At 69.3% G+C, this 20,538-nt stretch carries 10 protein-coding genes; 5 read left to right on the top strand and 5 right to left on the bottom strand.

What is annotated here, in order from left to right; genetic code table 11:
• Positions 1–12: 12 nt before the first annotated feature.
• The 3 genes from C1707_RS08750 to C1707_RS08740 all read right to left on the bottom strand — a co-directional run bounded on the left by C1707_RS08750 (position 13) and on the right by C1707_RS08740 (position 4,367).
• A complete protein-coding gene (locus tag C1707_RS08750; protein WP_101713933.1) occupies positions 13–1,470 on the bottom strand; it encodes a sigma-54-dependent transcriptional regulator in 1,458 nt (485 codons plus the stop codon).
• A gap of 270 nt (positions 1,471–1,740) precedes the next feature.
• Positions 1,741–3,714, bottom strand: coding sequence for a transglycosylase domain-containing protein (locus tag C1707_RS08745; RefSeq protein ID WP_101713932.1), 1,974 nt, complete (start codon positions 3,712–3,714; stop codon positions 1,741–1,743).
• A gap of 95 nt (positions 3,715–3,809) precedes the next feature.
• Positions 3,810–4,367 (bottom strand): DcrB/PsbP domain-containing protein, encoded by a 558-nt coding sequence (locus tag C1707_RS08740; protein WP_101713931.1) that lies wholly within the window; start codon positions 4,365–4,367, stop codon positions 3,810–3,812.
• 176 nt (positions 4,368–4,543) lie between these two features.
• Here C1707_RS08740 and recQ point away from each other — a divergent pair, with 176 nt between their 5' ends.
• Positions 4,544–6,391 (top strand): DNA helicase RecQ, encoded by a 1,848-nt coding sequence (gene recQ, locus C1707_RS08735; protein ID WP_101713930.1) that lies wholly within the window; start codon positions 4,544–4,546, stop codon positions 6,389–6,391.
• Positions 6,392–6,544: 153 nt separating this feature from the next.
• Positions 6,545–6,871 carry a hypothetical protein gene (locus tag C1707_RS08730; RefSeq protein ID WP_101713929.1) on the top strand — a complete coding sequence of 109 codons (327 nt, stop codon included), beginning with the start codon at positions 6,545–6,547 and terminating at the stop codon, positions 6,869–6,871.
• A gap of 313 nt (positions 6,872–7,184) precedes the next feature.
• Here C1707_RS08730 and C1707_RS26970 read toward each other — a convergent pair whose 3' ends face one another.
• The gene (locus C1707_RS26970; protein WP_101713928.1) at positions 7,185–14,699 is read right to left on the bottom strand and encodes an IPT/TIG domain-containing protein; all 7,515 of its coding nucleotides are present in this window, start codon (positions 14,697–14,699) and stop codon (positions 7,185–7,187) included.
• A gap of 370 nt (positions 14,700–15,069) precedes the next feature.
• Here C1707_RS26970 and C1707_RS08720 point away from each other — a divergent pair, with 370 nt between their 5' ends.
• Complete coding sequence (locus C1707_RS08720) at positions 15,070–15,687, top strand: phage tail protein (RefSeq protein WP_101713927.1); 618 nt, start codon at positions 15,070–15,072, stop codon at positions 15,685–15,687.
• Positions 15,688–15,780: 93 nt separating this feature from the next.
• Here the strand turns inward: C1707_RS08720 and C1707_RS08715 are convergent, their stop codons facing one another.
• Positions 15,781–16,065 carry a DUF6916 family protein gene (locus C1707_RS08715; RefSeq protein ID WP_101713926.1) on the bottom strand — a complete coding sequence of 95 codons (285 nt, stop codon included), beginning with the start codon at positions 16,063–16,065 and terminating at the stop codon, positions 15,781–15,783.
• Between the two features lie 108 nt (positions 16,066–16,173).
• Here C1707_RS08715 and C1707_RS08710 point away from each other — a divergent pair, with 108 nt between their 5' ends.
• Entirely contained in the window at positions 16,174–16,692 is a 519-nt protein-coding gene (locus C1707_RS08710) for a GNAT family N-acetyltransferase (protein WP_101713925.1), read from the top strand.
• 704 nt (positions 16,693–17,396) lie between these two features.
• On the top strand, positions 17,397–20,516 hold the full coding sequence (locus C1707_RS08705) for a TonB-dependent receptor (RefSeq protein ID WP_101713924.1): 3,120 nt from the start codon (positions 17,397–17,399) through the stop codon (positions 20,514–20,516).
• Positions 20,517–20,538 lie beyond the last annotated feature (22 nt).

Below are 20,538 nucleotides of genomic sequence, written 5' to 3'. Positions count from 1 at the left end.
CCCCGGACAGGATCAGGAGGCTTCCTTGACGTCGACGTCGATGCCCTGCTCGCGGACCTTGCGGTAGAGGGTCGAGCGGCCGATGCCCAGGCGCCGGGCGACCTCGCTCATGTGACCGGCATAGACCTCGATGGCGTGCTGGATGAGGTCGCGCTCGATCTCCTCCAGGGTCCGCAGGTGGCCGTGGCCGTCGAGGATGCGCACCGGCGCCTCGCCCGCGCCCTCGGCATGGACGGCGGCGGCCTGGATCATCACCGGCAGCGGCTCCATCGGCGACGGCTCCAGCGGCGGGGCCACGACGCCCGAGATGGCCGGGAAGTCGTAGGGCTGCAGATAGGGCGCGTCGGCCAGCACGATGGCGCGATAGACCGCGTTCTCCAGCTGGCGCACATTGCCGGGCCAGTCGAAGGCGCAGAGGATCCGCAGGGTCTCGGGCGAGGCCCCGACCACGCGCTTGCCTTCCTCGACGTTGAAACGGCGCACGAAGGCCTCGACCAGGGCCGGGATGTCCTCGCGGCGCTCGCGCAGGGACGGCGCCTCCACCGGGAAGACGTTCAGGCGGTAGTAGAGGTCCTCGCGGAACAGGCCCTGCGAGACAGCGGCCGACAGGTCGCGGTTGGTGGCCGAGACGATGCGGACGTCGACCTTGACCGAGCGCTTGGAGCCGATCGGATCGATCTCGCCCTCCTGCAGGGCGCGCAGCAGCTTGACCTGGACGTCGAGCGGCAGCTCGCCGACCTCGTCGAGGAACAGGGTGCCGCCGTCGGCTTCCTTGAACTTGCCCGAGTGCTTGTCGGAGGCGCCGGTGAACGAGCCCTTCTCGTGGCCGAACAGGATCGACTCGACGAGGTTCTCGGGGATGGCGCCGCAGTTGACGGCCACGAACGGCTTGCCGGCGCGATCCGACGAGCCGTGCACGGCGCGCGCGATCAGCTCCTTGCCGACGCCGCTCTCGCCGGTGATCAGCACGGGGATGGCGCTCTTGGCGGCGCGCTCGCCGATGCGCTTGACCATGGTCATGGCCGGCGAGGTACCGATCAGGTCGGAGAAGGTGGTGCGGCCCGCGACGCGCTTGTTCAGGCGATCGACCTCGCCCTTGAGGTCGCCCATCGAGAGGGCGTTGCGGATCGACACGGTGATCCGCTCAGGGCTGGCCGGCTTGATGAAGAAGTCGGTGGCGCCGGCTTGCATGGCCTTTACCACGGTGTCGACGCCGCCGCTGGCGGTCAGCACGATCACCGGCTGGGCGTAGCCGCGCGCGCGCATCTCCTTCAGCGCTTCCTGGCCCGGCAGGCCCGGCATGACGAGGTCCAGCAGGATCACGTCGGCCGGCGCGCCGGCGGCCAGGTGCGCCATGGCCGCGTCGCCGTTCTCGGCGTGGCAGACCGCGAATCCCTCGCGCTCCAGCACCGCCTGGATCAGTCGACGTTGGGTCGGATCGTCGTCGACGACGAGCACCGTCTTGGTCATTGAAGGCCATCCACCAGAACCGGCCGCGCCCGCGTGGAGAGCGACTCTTGTTGGTTCAGAGTGATACAGCGCGGGGGTAAACACCGGCTTTCGGAGAGGTGTCGCAGACCTTAACAGTGAGCCTTAACAACGGTTTACGCTGTTGGTGGGATTGGGTTCGGATAAGGCCTTTGGCGTGCGGCCCCTCTCTCTTCGAGAGAGGGATCAGAAAGAGCACCCCTAAAACAGATCGCCCCGGACGTCGGGCGACGTCCGGGGCGATGGGTCTTTCTAGTAAGGCAGTTCCGGCGCGGTCTGGGCCGGCGGGGTTCCGGCCGATGGCGGGGTCGCGCCCGGGTCGGCGGTCGGGGTCTCGCCGTCGCCCAGGATGTCGCCGATCGGATCCTCGGTCGGCGGCGGCGGCTCGGCCGTACCGCCGGGGATCGGGGTGGCCTTCAGGCGCGGCAGGGCGGCGCTCATGAACACCTTCCAGATCTCGGCCGGCGGGCCGCCGCCGCTGACGCGCTTCATGGCGGTGTTGTCGTCCTTGCCGGTCCACACCGCGGCGACGAAGCCGCCGGTGTAGCCGACGAACCAGGCGTCCTTGTAGTCGCTGGTGGTGCCGGTCTTGCCGGCGATGTCGTAGCCGGCCACGCGGGCGCGGCCGCCGGTGCCCCCGTTCACCACCTGGCGCATCATCTGGTTCATGTACTGCAGCGACGGCGAGCCGATCACCGACGGGCGCGGCTGCTTGTCGACGCTGTGGTCGTAGAGAACCTTGCCCGAGGCGGTGCGGATGCGCTCGATGCCGTAGCCCTTGGCCAGGAAGCCGCCGTTGGCGAACGGGGCGTAGGCCTGGGCCATTTCCAGCGGGCTGACCTCGACGGCGCCCAGGGCCATCGACGGATCCAGCTGGATCTTGCTGGTGATGCCCAGGCGCCGGGCGGTGGCGGCCACGTTGCTGGTGCCGACCTCGTTGGCCAGGCGCGCGGCGACCGTGTTGATCGACTGGGCCAGGGCCGTCTGCAGGGTCATGGGGCCCAGGAAGGTGTTGGTGTAGTTGCGCGGCTCCCAGTTGCCGATCTTCACCGGCTCGTCGACCACCATCACCGACGGATTGCGCCCCTGGTCCATGGCGGTGAGGTAGACGAACGGCTTGAAGGCCGAGCCGGCCTGGCGGCGGGCGCTGGTGGCGCGGTCGAACTGGCTCTGGCCGTAGTCCTCGCCGCCGACATAGGCGCGGATGCGGCCCTCGCCGTCGATGGCCACCAGGGCGGCCTGCTGGACGCCCTGCTTGAGGTGGCCCTCGACGCCCAGCTGCACGGCGCGCTCGGCCGCGACCTGGATCGGCAGGTCCAGCGTCGTCTCGACGACCAGGTCCTCGGTCGGTTCGCCGACCAGCGAGCGCACCTGGGCGTCGACATAGTCGGTGAAGTACTGGGCGCGCTGGTTGGCCAGGGTGGCCGACACCTGCACGGGCGTCTTGAAGGCCTCATCGCGCTGCTCGGGGGTGATGGCCTTCAGGCGCACCATCTCGTCGAGCACCACGGTGGCGCGGCGGGCGGCGCGCTCGCTGGCGCTGACCGGCGAATAGCGGGCCGGACCCTTCATCATGCCGGCCAGCAGGGCGGCCTCGCCGATGGTCAGATCCTTGGCGGGCTTGTTGAAGTAGCGCTGCGAGGCGGCCTCGATGCCGTAGGCGCCGGCGCCGAAATAGACCCGGTTCATGTACAGCGCCAGGATCTGCTTCTTGCTGAACTTCAGCTCCAGCCAGACGGCCAGGATCAGCTCCTGGGCCTTGCGCTTGTAGTTCTGGGCCGGGCTGAGGAACAGGTTGCGGGCCAGCTGCTGGGTGATGGTCGAGCCGCCGCGCTGGGGGCCGCCGTCATGGGTGATGTTCCAGATCAGCGAGCGGGCGATGCCCCACGGGTTGAACCCGAAGTGGTGGTAGAACTGGCGGTCCTCGATGGCGACGAAGGCGGCCGGCACGTATTCGGGCAGGGCGTCGATGTCGACCGGCGGCGCGTACTGGCTGCCGCGCACGGCGAGAAGCGCGCCCGAGCGATCCAGATAGTTGATCGAGGGCTGGCGGGTGACGTCGTACAGCTTGGAGGTGTCGGGCAGGTCGCGCGCGAACACCGCGAAGAAGGTGACCACGAAGATCAGCCCCCACACGCCCAGAACCGTCGTCCAGTACAGCAGCGCCTGGAGGGGCGTGCGTTGAGTCTTCGCCGGCTTGTTCCCGCCGAAGGCGCCGTTAGCCATCTGTAACCCTAGGTCTCGTTAGCCCCGCCCGCGTGGCGGTGTCATAGCTCACGGCGACCAAACACGCGACAAGATTGACGACAGGTGAACGCGGTTTAACCAAGCGGGGGAGAACCGTCTTCGCCGATGAACCGAAAGCCGGCGCGGGCGTCCTCCAGCAGCGCATCGGCCCGGTCGGCCTCGGCCTTGGGCCCATGCTCGCGATAGGAGACCCCGACCGTGTAGGCGGTGTTGTTCATGCCGACCGGGGCCGCCAGGGCGATCACCATGCGCTGCAGGTTGGTCTCGCCCTTAGCCTGGCATCGCAGAAGCAGCCGCACCGCGGGCCGGCCGCCCAGACGGTCGTCGGCGCGCCCCAGTTCGACGCATCCAGCGCCGCGCCAAACGCCGACCTGCTCGTCGACGGCCTGCGCCAGGGTCTCGCCGTCCGTCGAGCCCGCGTCGACCCAAAGCCGGGCGCGTCGGGAAAGGTTCACCGCAAAGCCGTGGTTGGGCATGGGCGGCTTGCTGGTGACCAGCTTCACCTTGCCCGGCAGGATGACGACGTACATCCAGTTCTTGTTGGCGTAGTGGGTGTAGCCCTCCGCCGCCTGGGCCGCACCGGCCAGGGCCAGCGCCATGACCACCGCCGCTCGCATGCGCCTGGCCAGCATTCTCGCCCCCTTTTGCGTGAGGTCTCGAGCCTATCAGATCTCGGCCCAAGTGCGATCCGGCCTGTTCCTCAAGACGCTCCCCCCTCCGGCCTTTCGCCGCCTGCCTGGCGGCGGATCTCGAAAAATCCGCTGTTTCCGGCCTTGGCGGGGAGTCTCGCCCCTGCCAAAAGAGCGCCGTGTCCACCGCCCTCGCCTCCCCGCCCTCGCTCGACGCCGCGCGCGATGTCCTGCGCCGCACCTTCGGCCACCAGGATTTCCGCGGCCTGCAGGCGCAGGTGGTCGGCGAACTGCTGGAGGGCCGCAGCGCCCTGGCGGTGCTGCCGACGGGCGGCGGCAAGAGCCTCTGCTACCAGATCCCCGCCCTGGTGCGGCCGGGCCTGGGCCTGGTGGTCTCGCCGCTGATCGCGCTGATGGCCGACCAGGTGGCGGGGCTGCAACAGGCAGGCGTCGCCGCCGAGCGCCTGGACTCGAACACCCTGCCCGAGGAGCGCGCCGAGATCTGGCGGCGCATCGAGGCCGGCCAGCTTGATTTGCTCTACCTGTCGCCCGAAGGCCTGATGCAGGGCTGGATGCTGGAGCGGCTGTCGCGCCTTGACCTGTCGCTGGTCGCCGTCGACGAGGCCCACTGCGTCAGCCAGTGGGGCCACGACTTCCGGCCCGAATACCGGATGCTGGGCCGCATCGCCGAGGTGTTTCCGAACGTCCCGCGCCTGGCGGTGACGGCCACCGCCGACGCCCGCACTCGCGACGACATCCGCGCCGAACTGCGCCTGCAGGGCGCGGCCGAGTTCGTCGACAGCTTCGCGCGCCCCGAACTGGCCCTCAACGCCGAGCGCAAGCGCGGCAAGGGCCACGACCGGGTGATCGAGCTGGTCACCGAGCGCCCGGGCCGGGCCGGCGTGGTCTATGCCGGCAGCCGCGACTCGACCGAGAAGCTGGCCCAGATGCTGATCGACAACGGCGTGCCGGCCCTGGCCTATCACGCCGGCCTCGACAAGACCGTGCGCGCCCGCCGCCTGGAGCAATTCCTCGAGGCCGACGAGGCGGTGATGGTGGCGACCATCGCCTTCGGCATGGGGGTCGACAAGCCCGACGTCCGCTTCGTGATCCACGCCGATCCGCCGGCCGCCATCGAGGCCTACTGGCAGGAGATCGGCCGGGCCGGACGCGACGGCCAGCCGGCCGAGGGCATCACCCTCTACAGCAGCGCCGACCTGGCCTGGGCCGGCCGCCGCATCGACTCCCGCGAGGCCCCCGACGAGGTCAAGCAGGTTCAGAGCCGCAAGCTGCGGCAGTTCTACGCCATGCTGGAGGGCATGACCTGCCGCGCCGCCGCCGTCCGCCGCTATTTCGGCGAGGAGGGCGTGGAGCGCTGCGGGAGCTGCGACATCTGCATCTCGCCCCCGACCGGCGTCGACGCCACGCAAGCCGCCCAGAAGGCCCTGTCGGCCGCCCACCGCCTGGGCGGGCGGTTCGGACGCGGCCGCCTGATCGACCACCTGCTGGGCAAGACCAAGGACGTCACGCAGCAGGAAGCCCAGATGTCGACCTTCGGCATCGGCAAGGAGTTCAGCCCCCAGGGCTGGCGCGACCTGCTCGACACCCTGGTGTTCGAGGGCCTGCTACGCGAGGACCCCAACGACGGCCGGCCCCTCATCGGGCTGGGCGACGGCGAGGGCGTGCGCCAGGTCTATCGCGGCGAGCGGCAGGTCTCGCTGCGCCAGGCGCCGGGCGGCGACGCCTCGGGCAAGGGCGGTGGCGGCGGCAAGAGCCTGCGCCGGCGTCAGGCCCTGACGGTGCCGCCGGGCGACCAGATGCTGTTCGAGGCCCTGCGCGCCTGGCGCAAGGACCAGGCCCAGGCCCAGCACGTGCCGCCCTACGTGATCTTCCACGACGCCACCCTGGCCGAGATCGCCGCGGCCCGCCCGCTGACCCTGGCGGCGCTGGGCAAGTCCGGGGGCGTCGGCCAAGGCAAGCTAGACCGCTACGGCGAGGCCGTGCTGAAGGTCGTCCGCGACAACTGAGCCGACGGCGCGTTCGTTTGGGCCGATACGCGCAAAACGCGCGTTGTCGGCTCTTGCCCGAACCAAACCGGCTCGCCAGGTGTTAGTCTCCAGACCCCTCGCCGCGCGTCCCGCGCCGCGCCCGGGCACGCCCATTTCATACGGGAGACGCCGATGACCGACGCCACCATCAAGACCGACCTCGCAGGCGGCGCCAGCGCGGCCCAGAGCAACGTCAAGGCCAGCGCCAAAAAGACCGCCGCCAAGGCCGCCACCGCCGTCAAGAAGGCGGCGACCACGGTGGCCGAGACCGCCGTGGAAAAGACCCAGGTCGCCCGCGAATACGTGCACGACAAGACCGACGCCGCCGTCGCCTGGTCCAAGCCCAAGGCCGAGGCCGCCCACAAGGCCGCCGAGGAGCACCCGCTGGCCCTGGCCCTGGGCACCTTCGTGGCCGGCGCGGTGTTCGGCTTCCTGCTGGCCCGCAACTTCGACCGCTAGGCCCCGGGGGGCGCGGTCGACCGCGCCTTTCGAAGCCTTGAACAGCGAACGCCCGGCGGGTTGATCCCGCCGGGCGTTTTCTTTTGGCCTGTAGTTCCTTCCCAGAGCTCCTCCCCCGCTTGCGGGAAGGGGGACCACGAAGGGGTGGAGGGGGCGGCCGCGCGCACGGCGCTCCGCCCCTCGCCCCCTCCGTCACGCTGCGTATCCGCAGCGCGCCACCTCCCCCCCGCTTCGCGAGGGAGGAGCTGGAGAAAAAAGAAAGGGCGGCGCCGTGGCTGGCGCCGCCCTCCTCAGTTCAGGTCTTCGCCTTCGATCAGAAGGGCGACTGGATCGAGAGCCTGACGCCCTGACTGTCGCTGTCCTTCGTGACCATGTTGTCGAAGTCCAGGCCGAGCCGGATGCCGTTCTTGATGGTCAGGTCGGCCCCGAGCTCCAGCCGCAGCTGGTCGCGGTCGATCGGATCCACCGTCAGGCGATAGGTCGGCCCGCCCACCCAGTCGGTGTAGTTGAGCAGGGCGTCGCCCGTCTTCTCGAAGTCGTGCGAGTACTCGACCCGGAAGCGCGGAGCCAGCAGGCCGGCCGCCGTCTTGCGGAGGAACTCGCCACGCAGGCCGAGGGTGCCGGTCAGGCTCTTCACGGTCTGGGCGTGGTAGGTCAGGCCGTAGGGCCCGCCGCCGTTTTCCGAGAACGCGTCCAGCTGCGAACGGCTGTAGGCGACGCGGCCGTAAGGCGACAGCAGGCTGGTCTGCGTGCGGTGCTCCATCCCGAAGGTCAGGGCGCCGAACACCTGGTCGCCGTTGCGCTCGCCGTTCACCAGTTCGCCCGTCGAGGTGACGTAGCGGCGGGTGTCGAAGTCGAGCGTGCCGTAGCCGAGGACCCCGTCGAGGAAGGTCTTCTCGCCCGTCTTCAGGCTGGCGTAGAGGCCGGCGCTGTAGCTTTCGGCCCGGCTCTTGGTGCCCGACTTGCCGACCCGGCTGGAGTCGCGGCCGTAGCCGACGCCCAGGCCGAAGGCGAAGTCGGGGTTGACCCGGTAGTCGACGCCGCCGGTCAGACCATCGGTGGTGAAGCGGAAGCCGCTTTGCGACCCGACCGCGTCACGCATCCCGAAGTCCGCCGAACCGGCCGCCCAGACGCCCCAGCGCTTGGGACCGGCCTGGCCGTCCTCGCCGTCGTCCTTGGCCGTGTAGCCGGCCGAGGGTTCGGGCAGCAGCGGGCTGGACGGATCGGCCGCGTCGTTCATGCCGAGGCTGGCGTACTTGCGGAACCGCTCGCGCGCTTCCAGGCCGTCCTCGCGCTCGGCGTCGCCGCCGCTGACGCTGACCCCGAACCCGCGACCCGCGCCGCCGCCGTTGTGCAGCTGCTCGAGACGACGGTTGAAGTTGCTGATCTGGGCGTCGGCGAAGCGGACAGCCGCCGCGTCCTGGGCCGCGATCAGACCCTTCACTTCCGGATCCTGCGACGGATCCGGACGAGCCTTGACGATCACGTTGATCCGGCCGGGGGCCGAAGTCGCGAAGGCGTTGCTCAGGGTGTAGGTCACCACCGCCGTGCCCGCGAAGGCGTTGTCGGGGGTGTAGGTCAGGGTGTAGGCGCCCGACGAGGGGTTGGTCACCACGGCCGCGCCGGAGTTGGCGGGCGTGATCGACGCCACCGCCGCGCCGATGAACGGCCCGCCGCTGGCTCCGCTGACCAGGTTAACGACCGCCTTCTGGCCGGCGAGGATCTCGACGGTGATCGGCGGCGCCGTCAGGGGCGCGGGGTTGACGGTGACGGTCACCGGAACCGGGGTGGACGCACCGAACGGATTGTTGATCCGGTAGGTGAAGCTGTCCGAACCGGAGAAGCCGGTGGCCGGGGTGTAGACAATGGTCTCGCCGTTGACGACCGCCACGCCCTTGGTCGGAGCCGTGGCCACCGCCACGCCCGTGAACGGGCTGCCGGTCGCGCCTTGGGTCGCCGCGAGGGTGACCGACTGGCCGGCCAGGACGGTGAGGGTCTGGGCCGACTGGGTCGGGACCGCCAGCGGGTTGACCGTGACGGTGACCGTCGCCGGACCGCCCGTGCCGCCGGGACCGGTGGCCGTGTAGGTGAAGGTGTCCGTGCCGAAGAAGTTCTGGGCGGGGACGTAGTTGACGTTGAGGCCCGAGACCGTCGCCGTGCCGTTGGCCGGCTGGGTCGCGACCGCGATCGTGTCGAGCGGGCCGGTGTCGTTGGTCGTCACCGCGATGACCACCGCCGCATTGGCGTTGGTCGTGGCGGTGTCGTCGACGACGACCGGAGCCGGGGCGGCGACGGCCACGCTGATGGCGGCCGGCGACGAGGTGCCCCCGGGACCCGAGGCGGCGTAGCTGAAGCTGTCCGGACCGAAGTAGCCCGGGTTCGGGGTGTAGGTGATGGTCACCGACGGACCGGACTGCGAGCGCATCCGCGAGGCGCTGCCGTTGACGACGGCGGTGCCGTGTTGCGGCGGCGTGGTGATGATCACCGAGTCATAGAAGCCGTCGATCAGGCTCGACACGTCGATCGTCGTCGGCGAACCGGACGGCGTCGAGGTGTTGGTCGGCTCGACCACCGGAACGGCGGCCTGGTTGATCGTCAGGGTGACGTTGACGCTGACCTGGTACGGGCCCGAGCCGGTGGCCGAGTCCGTAGCGGTGACCGTCAGCGGGAAGCTGCCGGCCTCGGTCGGCGTGCCCGAAAGCTCGCCGGTCGAAGCATTGAGCGTCACGCCGGTCGGGAGCGCGCCAGTCGCCGTGTAGGTGTAGGTCGGATACCCGCCCGAGGCCTGGAAGGTCTGGCTGTAGGCCACACCGTAGTCACCGACCGGCAGAGAGGTCGGCGCCAGCGACAGGGTCGGGCTGGCGATGGTGATCGGGAAGGTGGCCGAACCGGTGGCCCCGTAGGCGTCGGTGGCCGTGACCACCATGTTGAACGAACCGCCCGCGCTCGGAACCCCAGACAGGACGCCGGCGGTGTTGAGCACCAGGCCAGGCGGCACGGACGTCCCACCGAAGGTGTAGGGCGCCGTACCGGTCGAGGCGGTGAAGGTGGCGTTGGTATAGAGCACGCCCACCGTGCCGTTACCGGGCGCGCCGGTGACCACGAGGGTCGGCGGCGTGACGGTGACGGTGACCGTGGCCGCGGCCGAGGTCCCGCCGGCGTTGCTGGCGGTGTAGGTGAAGGTGTCCGTGCCCGAGAAGCCAGGCGTCGGCTCGTAGGTGAAGGTGAACGGCGCCGTGGTCGACGTGGCCGTGATCGTCCCGTGAGCCGGGGTCGAAGCGGTCACGCCGGTCGCGGGCACGCCGCTCAGGCTGGCGTTGATGACATTGCCGGTGCTGTTGGCGGCGACGGTCACCGAGACGTCGGCCGGGGTCGGCGGAGCCGGCGGGTTGACGACAAGCGTGTAGGTCTTGTCGACGAAGTACGGCCCGCCGACCGAGGCGTCGGTAGAACGGACGTCCACGCTGAAGGTGCCCGTCTGCGTCGGCGTGCCCGAGAGCGAGCCGTTGGCGGCGAGGCTCACCCCGTTCGGAAGCGTCGAAGCGGTGGTGTACTGGTAGGGCGCGGTGCCGCCGGTGGTGGTCAGGGTCACGTTATAGGCCGAGTGCTGGGTCGCAGCAGGCAGCGTGGTCGAGACCGGGTTGATCACCAGGGTCGGAGCCAGGATCTCCAGCGGGGCCGAGGCCGTGCTGGTGAAGGGGCCGGTGCCGGCCGAGCTGTCGGTGAGCGTGACCACCACCGTGGTGTTGGCCTCGAGCGTCGGCGTGCCCGAGATGACGCCCGAGCTGTTCATCGACAGGCCGGCGGGCAGGCCGGTGGCCGAGAAGCCGGAGTACGGAGCCTGACCCCCGGTGACGGTCACCGGCGTACCGGCGGCGTTGTACGCATCCCCCACGACGCCCGTGGCGGACGGCAGGGTGATCGTGAAGGTCGGGTTGCTCACCGGCACGGTGACGGTCGCGGGGCTGGACGTGCCGCCCTGGTTGGTCGCCGTGTAGGTGAAGCTGTCGTTGCCGCGGAAGCCCGTCGGCGCGTTGTAGGTGACCAGGCCGGCGCTGCTGACGCTCACCGAGCCGCCATTGGCGGTCGTCGCCGAGCCGACGGCGTAGCCGGTCGGGTTGTTGGTGCCCGTGACGCTGAACGTCGCGCCCGTGGCGTTGTAGGCCACGGCCGGGGCCCCGATCGATGCGACTACCGGCGGCGGCGGCAGACCGATGGTCAGGGTCGCCGAAGCCGTCGAGGTGTACGGGCTGCCCAGCGAGCTGTCCGTGACGTTGAAGGTGATGGAGTACGAACCGTCGCTGGTCGGCGTGCCGCTGAACGCGCCGCCGCCCTGGTCGGTCAGCCCCGGCGGCAGGCCGCTGATGCTGTTGACCGTGTAGGCCGCGCGACCGCCGCTGATCGTGACGCCGCCGGTGTAGGCGACGCCGACGGTGGCCGTGGGCGCGGTCAGGGTCGCCGAGAAGGTCGGATCGCCCACGTTCACGGTGACGGTCGCCGGCGCCGAGGTGCCGCCGACATTGGTCGCCGTGTAGGTGAAGCTGTCGCTGCCGCGATAGCCGACCGGCGGGGTGTAGGTGGCCTGGCCGCTGCTGTTGATGGTGACGCCGCCGCCCTGGGCGGTGGTCGCCGAGCCGACCGCATAGCTGGTCGGGCTGTTCTGGACGGAGCCCTCGGTGGCGACGTCGATCGACGCCGTCGTGTTCGCGCCCGTGTTGTAGATGGCCGTACCGCTGAAGGTGAAGCTGCTGCCCGTCGGCGCGGCGACATAGGTGTACTGGTCGCTGGCGCTGGTGGCGCTGGTGCCGCCGATGGTGGTGACGCGGACATCGACCGTGCCGACCGCGCCGGCCGGAGCCGTGGCGGTGATCTGGCTGCCGCTGTTGACGGTGTAGCCGGTGGCCGCCGTGCCGCCGAAGGTGACGGCCGTGGCGCCCGACAGGCCCGTGCCGGTGATGATCACCGTCGTGCCGCCGCCGATCGGACCCGCCGTCGGCGAGATCGACGTCACCGTCGGAGCCGCCACGTAGGTGAACTGGTCGGCCGCGCTGGTGGCGCTGGTCCCGCCGACGGTGGTGACGCGGATATCGTAGGTGCCCGCGGCGTTGGCCGGCGCGGTGGCGGTGATCTGGGTGTTGCTGTTGACGGTGAAGCCCGTGGCCGCCGAGCCGCCGAAGGTGACGGCCGTGGCGCCCGCCAGGTTCGTGCCGGTGATGGTCACGGTCGTGCCGCCGACCGTCGGGCCCGCCGTCGGCGAGATCGACGTCACGGTCGGAGCCGGGACATAGGTGAACTGGTCGGAGGCGCTGGTGGCGCTGGTCCCGCCCACCGTGGTGACGCGGATATCGTAGGTGCCCGCCGCGTTGGCCGGCGAGGTGGCCGTGATCTGGGTGGCGCTGTCGACGGTGAAGCCGGTGGCCGCCGTGGCGCCGAAGGTGACGGCCGTGGCGCCCGACAGGTTCGTGCCGGTGATGATCACGGTCGTGCCGCCAGAGGTCGGACCCGCCGTCGGCGAAACCGAGGTCACGGTCGGGGCCGCCACGTAGGTGAACTGGTCGGCCGCGCTGGTGGCGCTGGTCCCGCCCACCGTGGTGACCGTCACGTCATAGGCGCCGGCCGCGTTGGCGGGCGAGGTGGCGGTGATCTGGGTGTTGCTGTTGATGGTGTAGGTGGCGTTGGTCGCGCCGAACTTCACCGCGCCCGTGGGCGACGCGGCCGCGAAGCCCGTGCCGGTGATGATCACCGTCGTGCCGCCGCCCGTCGGGCCCGCCGTCGGCGAGACAGCGGTGACGGTCGGAGCCGAAACGTAGGTGTACTGGTCGGCCGCGCTGGTGGCGCTGGTGCCGCCCACCGTGGTGACGCGGATGTCGTAGGTGCCCGCCGAGTTGGCCGGCGCGGTGGCGGTGATCTGGGTGGCGCTGTCGACGGTGAAGCCCGTGGCCGCCGTGGCGCCGAAGGTGACGGCTGTGGCGCCCGACAGGTTCGTGCCGGTGATCGTCACGGTCGTGCCGCCGGTGGTCGGGCCCGCCGTCGGCGAGATCGAGGTCACGGTCGGAGCCGCCACGTAGGTGAACTGGTCGGCCGCGCTGGTGGCGCTGGTCCCGCCCACCGTGGTGACCGTCACGTCATAGGTGCCGGCCGCGTTGGCGGGTGAGGTGGCCGTGATCTGGGTGTTGCTGTTGATGGTGTAGGTGGCGTTGGTCGCCCCGAACTTCACCGCGCCCGTGGGCGACGCGGCCGAGAAGCCCGTGCCGGTGATGATCACCGTCGTGCCGCCGCCCGTCGGACCCGCCGTCGGCGAGATCGACGTCACGGTCGGAGCCGCGACATAGGTGAACTGGTCGGCCGCGCTGGTGGCGCTGGTGCCGCCGATGGCCGTGACGCGGACATCGACCGTGCCGACCGCGCCGGCCGGAGCCGTGGCCGAGATCGTGGTGCCGTTGACGACGGTGAAGCCCGTCGCCGCCGTGCCGCCGAAGGTGACGGCCGTGGCGCCCGACAGGTTCGTGCCGGTGATGGTCACGGTCGTGCCGCCGCCGGTCGGGCCCGCCGTCGGCGAGATCGATGTGACGGTCGGAGCCGGGACATAGGTGAACTGGTCGGCGGCGCTGGTGGCGCTGGTCCCGCCCACCGTGGTGACGCGGACGTCGACCGTGCCGCTGCCGGCCGGCGCGGTGGCCGTGATCTGGGTGGCGCTGTCGACGGTGAAGCCGGTAGCCGCCGTGCCGCCGAAGGTGACGGCGGTGGCGCCCGACAGGTTCGTGCCGGTGATGGTCACGGTCGTGCCGCCGGTCGTCGGCCCCGCCGTCGGCGAGATCGACGTCACTGCCGGTGCGGGCACATAGGTGAACTGGTCGGCGGCGCTGGTGGCGCTGGTCCCGCCCACCGTGGTGACGCGGACGTCGACCGTGCCGCTGCCGGCCGGCGCGGTGGCCGTGATCTGGGTGGCGCTGTCGACGGTGAAGCCGGTGGCCGCCGTGCCGCCGAAGGTGACGGCGGTGGCGCCCGAGAAGTTCGTGCCGGTGATGATCACCGTCGTGCCGCCCGTCGTCGGGCCGGCGGTCGGCGAGATCGAGGTGACCGTGGGGGGCGCGACGTAGGTGAAGTTCGACGAGGTGCTGCCACCGGCCGTGGCCACCGCAATCGCCACCAGGCCGGCCGCGTGGGCGGGCGTGGTGAGGACGATCGTGGTGTCGGTCAGCGTGGTCGGGGTGACGGTGGCGCCGTCGACGGTGACGGTGGCGCCCAGGAAGTTCTCGCCGGTGAGCGTCACCGAGGTGCCGCCAGCGGTCGGGCCCGCCGTCGGCGTCAGGTTCGAGATCGTCGGCGGCGCGGGCGTGCAGGTGGCGACGAACGACGACGTGCCGTTGGTGTTGTTCTGCGCCGCCCGGGTCTGGAAGGCGAATTCACTCGCGGTGACGGTGTACTGATAGGAGCCCGAGGTCGTGCCGATGTTGACGAACGCGCCGCCGGCGGACGTGGCCCGCTGGAACATGGCGACGGGATTGTCCGTGCTGATCGTCATGTTGATGACGTCGCCGACCGCGAAGGCGTGAGGTCCGCCAGGATACCATCTCAGAGCCGTCGCATTCGTCAGCCCGACGTTGACGCCGTTGAACGCCAGCGTGGTCGTGGATTCACGCGCATTGGTGCTGGTGATCGCGGTGCCGGCGAAGGTCGTGGAGCTGTCCAGAGCCCCCGCATTGACGGCGGCGCACCCGGTGGATGCGGCGGCCAGCGTGGGCGCCAGGGTGGTCATGACCGCGAACAGCGCGATGACGGCGTGGCGAAGCCCCAGACCCCCGGCGCGCTCCAGCTTTTGACCCATCGTCGCAAACGACGCCAAATCCCGCAGAACACGGGTCAGCCACCCCTGGAACATCGAATTTCCCCAGCCCCAATTATCCACGCGCGGTCGTCCGCCCCGGACTCTCCATCCGCGCGCATTACCGGCTCATTACACGTAACTGTACGTTATGCACAGCCCCACGGCATTTCGGTGTGGTTTGTCACATCGCGCGCAAAGAGTGTGTTCCAAGTTTGAGACGCCGCTGCGCTCAAACCGGTTCTCAAGTGATTTCCGGGTGTTGCGCCGCGCCTTGCCGGAACCAGGCCTGTACAGGTGAAACGAGCGTCTTGCGCGCTAGGGACGCTGCTGTGTAGCCTGGCAACTCAACATTGTGGGAGGGCCTGACGCCATGGAATTCTATCTGGCTATGATCGTGCAGTTCGCGGGCAGCTTCGCGCCGCGCAGCTTCATGTACACCAACGGTCAAATCCTGAGCATCGCTCAGAACACCGCTCTTTTCTCGCTGCTGGGCACCACCTTCGGCGGCAATGGGCAGACCACCTTCGCCTTGCCGGACCTGCGCGGCCGCGCGCCGATCGGCCCCGGCCAGGGCCCGGGCCTGCCGCTCTACAACCAGGGTGAAGTGGGCGGTACGCCGACCACCACCCTGAACATCACCAACCTGCCGGCTCACAACCACGCCGCCGTGTTCACCCCGACGGGCTCGCCCACGGTCAACATCACGGCTCTGAGCAACGTGACCGACGGCCAGCAGGCCGTTCAGCCGACCACCAACGCCCAGATCTGCAACGCCTACGACACCACCAACTTCACCACCACGAGCATCTTCGCTCCGGCCGGCACCACCGGCACGGCGGTCAACCTGTCGACCGGCAACGTGACGGGCATCGGCGGCAGCGTGACCGTCGGCATCACCGGCAACAACGCCGCCTTCAACAACATGCAGCCCTACCTCGGCCTGCAGTCGATCATCTGCGTCGAAGGCATCTTCCCCTCGCGCAACTGATCCCCTGAACATGACGACGCCGGCCCCTGGGAGACCAAGGGCCGGCGTTTTCTATTTCGGATGCCCGTCCTGCCGCCAGAAAAGGCGGCCCCGTCAGTTGAAGACGGCCTGGTAGACGCGGCGGTCGCCCTGCGGCTTCAGCTGGGTGATGGCGATGACGTGCGGACCGCCCTTGCCGCAGTCGAACTCGTAGTTGCCGTCGATCAGGCTGACGCCCAGCGGCGACTCGAAGAACAGCGAGAACGGGTCGCGCAGGTCGTGCACGTAGTTGGCCCGCTTGACCTCGACCAGCGTCACCTCAACGGCGTGGGGTATGGTGGCCACCCGCACCTGCTTGCCCACCCAGGCTTCGAAATCTTCCGGCTTCAGCAGCAGCATTGAGCCCCCTCCTCTCTATCGTTTCCCGTCGCGCCGTCGCCGGCGAACCCGCGATCACGAGGCGCAACCTATGGATCGGTTTAGAGCATTCACCCGCGAGTCGTCGCGATGAAATCGTCCGTCCCGCCGTCGTCCGAAACGCTCGCCCCCCAGGGCCTGGCCCTTCGTCCGGTCACGGACGCGGACGCGCCGCTGCTGGCCAGGTGGCACGCCCAGTTCCGGGGCGAGGCCTTCCTCCAGATGGGCATGGGCGAGGCCCAGGTCGCCGTGCTGATGGCCGATCAGCTGCGCCTGCAGCAGATCCATTTCGCCGCCGCCCATCCCAGGGCCGATCACTGGCTGGCGCTGCGTGCGGACGAGCCCGTCGGGCGGATGATCGTCGACCGCTCGCGCCCCGACTGGCGGCTGGTCGACCTGCTGCTGGCGCGCGAGGCGCGCGGCGCGGGCCTGGGATCGCGCCTGATGACATGGCTGCAGACGGCCGCCGTCGAGGCCGGCGCCGCCTCGATCACGCTGGACGTAGGCTTCGACAACGCCCCCGCCCTGGCCCTCTATCGCAAGGCCGGTTTCGTCGAGGAGCCATCGGCGACCGAGATCGCCGTCGCCATGCGCTGGCGCCCGGGCTGAGCCGATCGGCCCCGTCTGACGTTCGGTGGCGCACAAACAAAACCGCCACGCGCAGTTCAATCCTATCCGTAAAGTCCGCGCGGCGCCGCGACGCGCGCCTGGCGCGCCCGCGGGGCCGCTGATCCTGGTCCTCCGCCTTCCCCTTCCCAGACAAGCCCGCCTCGCGGCCGGAGCTCGCCGCCAGGACCAGTCCGTAGGCGCGCGGCGCGGGCCTGGCAAGTTGAATCCCGCTTTTCGCGACACGATCTCACAAGTTGAGATTAGTACGTATCGATATTTTCACCGCCGCAACAATTCGAAACCAAAATGATCGATCGATTTTCACATGAGAAAAGATCGTCGAATACATGGTTATGTTGTCAAAACTCAGACAACAGAGATTGACAACACGGCCTCCCCCGTCTGATTTCTGAGGCCGCCGCAGAGATCTGAAGATCCACGGCGACCGTGAAGACCGCTTGAATACCGCGACGGCGCGAGACCCCCGCCCGATCGCGACACGCCGAAGATCCGACGCCGCCGCGCGTCTCTCGGACTCGGCGTCCAGCGCAAGCCCGCATCGACAACCGCTTCGTCGCGCCCGCCGGTCGCGACCGCCGCGTCGCCGCGCCTCGCGTCCAGCCATCCATCAACACGCCGCAGGGCCTCTGGACCTGGCGGCGAAAGAAGGCGGGTCACCGCCAGTCTCTCATCGGAGGAAACCCATGAAACACCAACTGCTGGCGAGCACGAGCCTGGCCATCGCCATTCTGGGGATCGGCGCGCCCGCCGCCCTCGCCCAGGCCGCTCCCGAACAGACCCCCGCGACCACCGTCGAGAACAAGGTCGAGGAGATCGTCGTCGTCGGCACCCGCGCCAGCCTGCAGTCGGCCATGGGCCGCAAGAAGCGCGCCGGCACGATCTCGGACTCCATCGTCGCCGAGGACATCAGCCAGTTCCCCGACAAGAACGTCGGCGAGGCCCTGGGCCGGGTGACCGGCGTGCAGCTGGCCCGCGACTTCGGCGAGGGCAACGCGGTGTCGATCCGCGGCGTCGAGCCCGACCTGAACCGCGTCGAGATCAACGGCATGAGCACCCTGTCGACGGCCGGCAACCTGCAGGTCTATGGCGGCGGCGGCCGCTCCAACGACTTCCGCGAGCTGGCTTCCGAACTGGTCAAGTCGATCGACGTGTTCAAGGGCTTCACCGCCGACATGACCGAGGGCGGCGTCGGCGGCACGGTCAGCGTCACGACCCGCAAGCCGCTGGACTTCAAGAAGCCCACCCTGTCGTTCACCGGCTCGATGCAGAACCTCGACACGGTCGACGGCTGGAAGCCGCGCGGCAACGTCTTCGCCGCCACCCAGCTGTTCGATGGGCGCCTGGGCCTGATGGCCAACGTCACCTACGACAAGGTCAACACGCGCGGTGACTACGTGCGCAACTCGTCCTGGGGCCGGTTCGCCGACTTCGACAACTCGGCCGACAAGACCGTCGACTACTATTCCACAGCCTACAGCCAGGACATCGTCGACCTGGCCAGCGGCGTCGACACCTATGCCGGCTGCTCGTCGCTGGTGACGCCCGACGCCACCCAGATCTCGACCAGCAACCTGCGCACAGCCTGCCAGAGCCAGTGGTACGACTACGCCCCGCGCGTGGCCCGCTACGGCGTCTGGACCCGCACCGACGAGCGGATCTCGGCCGAGTTCACGGCCCAGTACAAGTTCACCGACAAGATCGACGCCTGGGTCAGCTACAACCGCAATGAGCGCAGCCAGCGGCTGAACGACATCAACTACGGCACCGACTTCACCTCGGCGACACGCTTACGCAACACCGCCGCCAACGGCACCTCGTGCTCAAGCACCGACACCACGGCCGGCTCGGTGGTCACCGACGCCAACCACAACGTCATCCAGTACACCCTGGGCAACTGCCTCACGACCTCGGGCGCCGGCGGCTACAACGGCTTCGGCATCAGCGCCCGCGACTTCGCCTACGAGTCGACCAGCGACTATTACAACATCGGCGCCAACTATCGCGGCGACCGCCTGCAGATCGAGTTCCAGGCCTCCAGCGCCGAGACCTCGACCGTCTCGCAGACCAACAACGTCAGCGTCAGCTTCGACACGCCGGGCCTGACGGTGACGCTGGACCCGTCGACCGGCAATCCGTCGTTCGCCTTCGCCAGCGGCTACAGCCCCTCGGACGCCTCGGCGATCCGCCAGTGGCAGATCCAGTACCGGCCCTCGAACTCGGCCTCGGAGGAGAAGCAGTACAAGCTCGACTTCGACTACGAGGTCGACCTGCCGTTCCTGAAGAAGATCGAGTTCGGCGGCCGCGCCACCGACTTCTCGACCACGGGCTACGGCTACGGCGGCTACATCATCGACGGCGGCGCCAACGCCTATTCGACCACCGACGATACGGTGATCTACAGCAACGCGGTCAACTCGACGGCGACGATCCTGGCCAGCCAGAGCGCCGACCAGACCAGCCCGACCAACGCCTCGGCCGCCTACACCACCGGCTACTGGTCGACGAGCGAGACCTGGTCGCGGGCGTTCTCGAACGCCGTCTTCGCCCAGGCCATGACCCAGCTGCCAAGCGCCTTTTACTTCGGCGGCAATGGCCTGCCCTCGACCTGGCTCTATCCGAACTTCAACTCGGTGGCCCAGTACCTCGACACGTCGCACTTCAACCTGAACAACCTGACGACCACCACGGGCAACGACGGCGAGACCTACGAGCAGATCCCCTACCGGATCCAGGAACAGACCGACGCCCAGTACATCAAGTTCAACTACGCCTTCCCGCTGCTGGGCTACGACGTGAACGGCAACTTCGGCTGGCGGCGCGTCCACACCAAGACGTCCGGCACCGGCGCCCAGACCCGCAGCGAGACCTATGCGGCGACCAACGGCGGCACCTCGACCACCTACGTGCTGAGCAACAGCATCGCCACCATGACCAAGGACTACACGGTGTGGCTGCCCAGCTTCAACGTGGGCCTGTGGCTGGCGCCCAACAAGCTGGCGGCCCGCGCCGGCTTCGCCCAGCTGATGGCCCGTCCGCGCATGGACTACCTGATGCCGACGGTCAGCTGCACCACCGACAACTCGCCCGACGCCAACGGCGAGTTCGACGAACCCAGCTGCACGGCCGGCAATCCGGAGCTGAAGCCCTATCGCGCCAACCAGTACGACCTGTCGTTCGAGTACTATCCCAACAGCGACACCCAGATCTCGCTGGGTCTGTTCTACAAGGACATCAAGTCGTTCTACGTGTCGTCGCGCACCCTGATCGGCAAGGTCGACTACTACGGCGACGGCGTCCTGTATAACTACAGCACCTACATCAACGGCGACGGGGCCAAGATCTCGGGCCTGGAACTGACCGGCAAGACGGCCTTCACCTGGCTGCCGGGCGCGCTGTCGGGCCTGGGCGTCGACGCCAACTACACCTACCAGGAAGCCAAGGACGTCGAGCTCTATTCCACGCTGGACGGCTCGCCCCTGCCCTTCCCGGGCCTGTCGAAGAGCAGCGCCAACTTCACGGTCTGGTACGACAAGGGTCCGATCAACGCCCGCCTGGCCTACAACTACCGCTCCAAGTACCTGGTCTCGGCCGCCGACACCTCGGGCCAGCCGGTGTTCCGCGACCCGACCGGCTACCTCGACGGCAAGATCACCTGGAAGCCGGGCCCCAAGGGCCTGTCCCTCTTCGTGGAAGGCAAGAACCTGACCAAGGAGGAGGAACGCTCCACGGCCGGCGACATCCGCCTGACCGAGCTGGGCTACTTCGGCCGCCGGTTCTTCATGGGCTTCACCTACAAGTACTGACGGCGAGCGGGCTTCCGGGAAA

Origin of the sequence: Caulobacter flavus, from assembly GCF_003722335.1 — a bacterium.
Classification (GTDB): Bacteria; Pseudomonadota; Alphaproteobacteria; order Caulobacterales; family Caulobacteraceae; genus Caulobacter; species Caulobacter flavus.
This window is presented reverse-complemented; position numbering and strand designations above follow the sequence as displayed.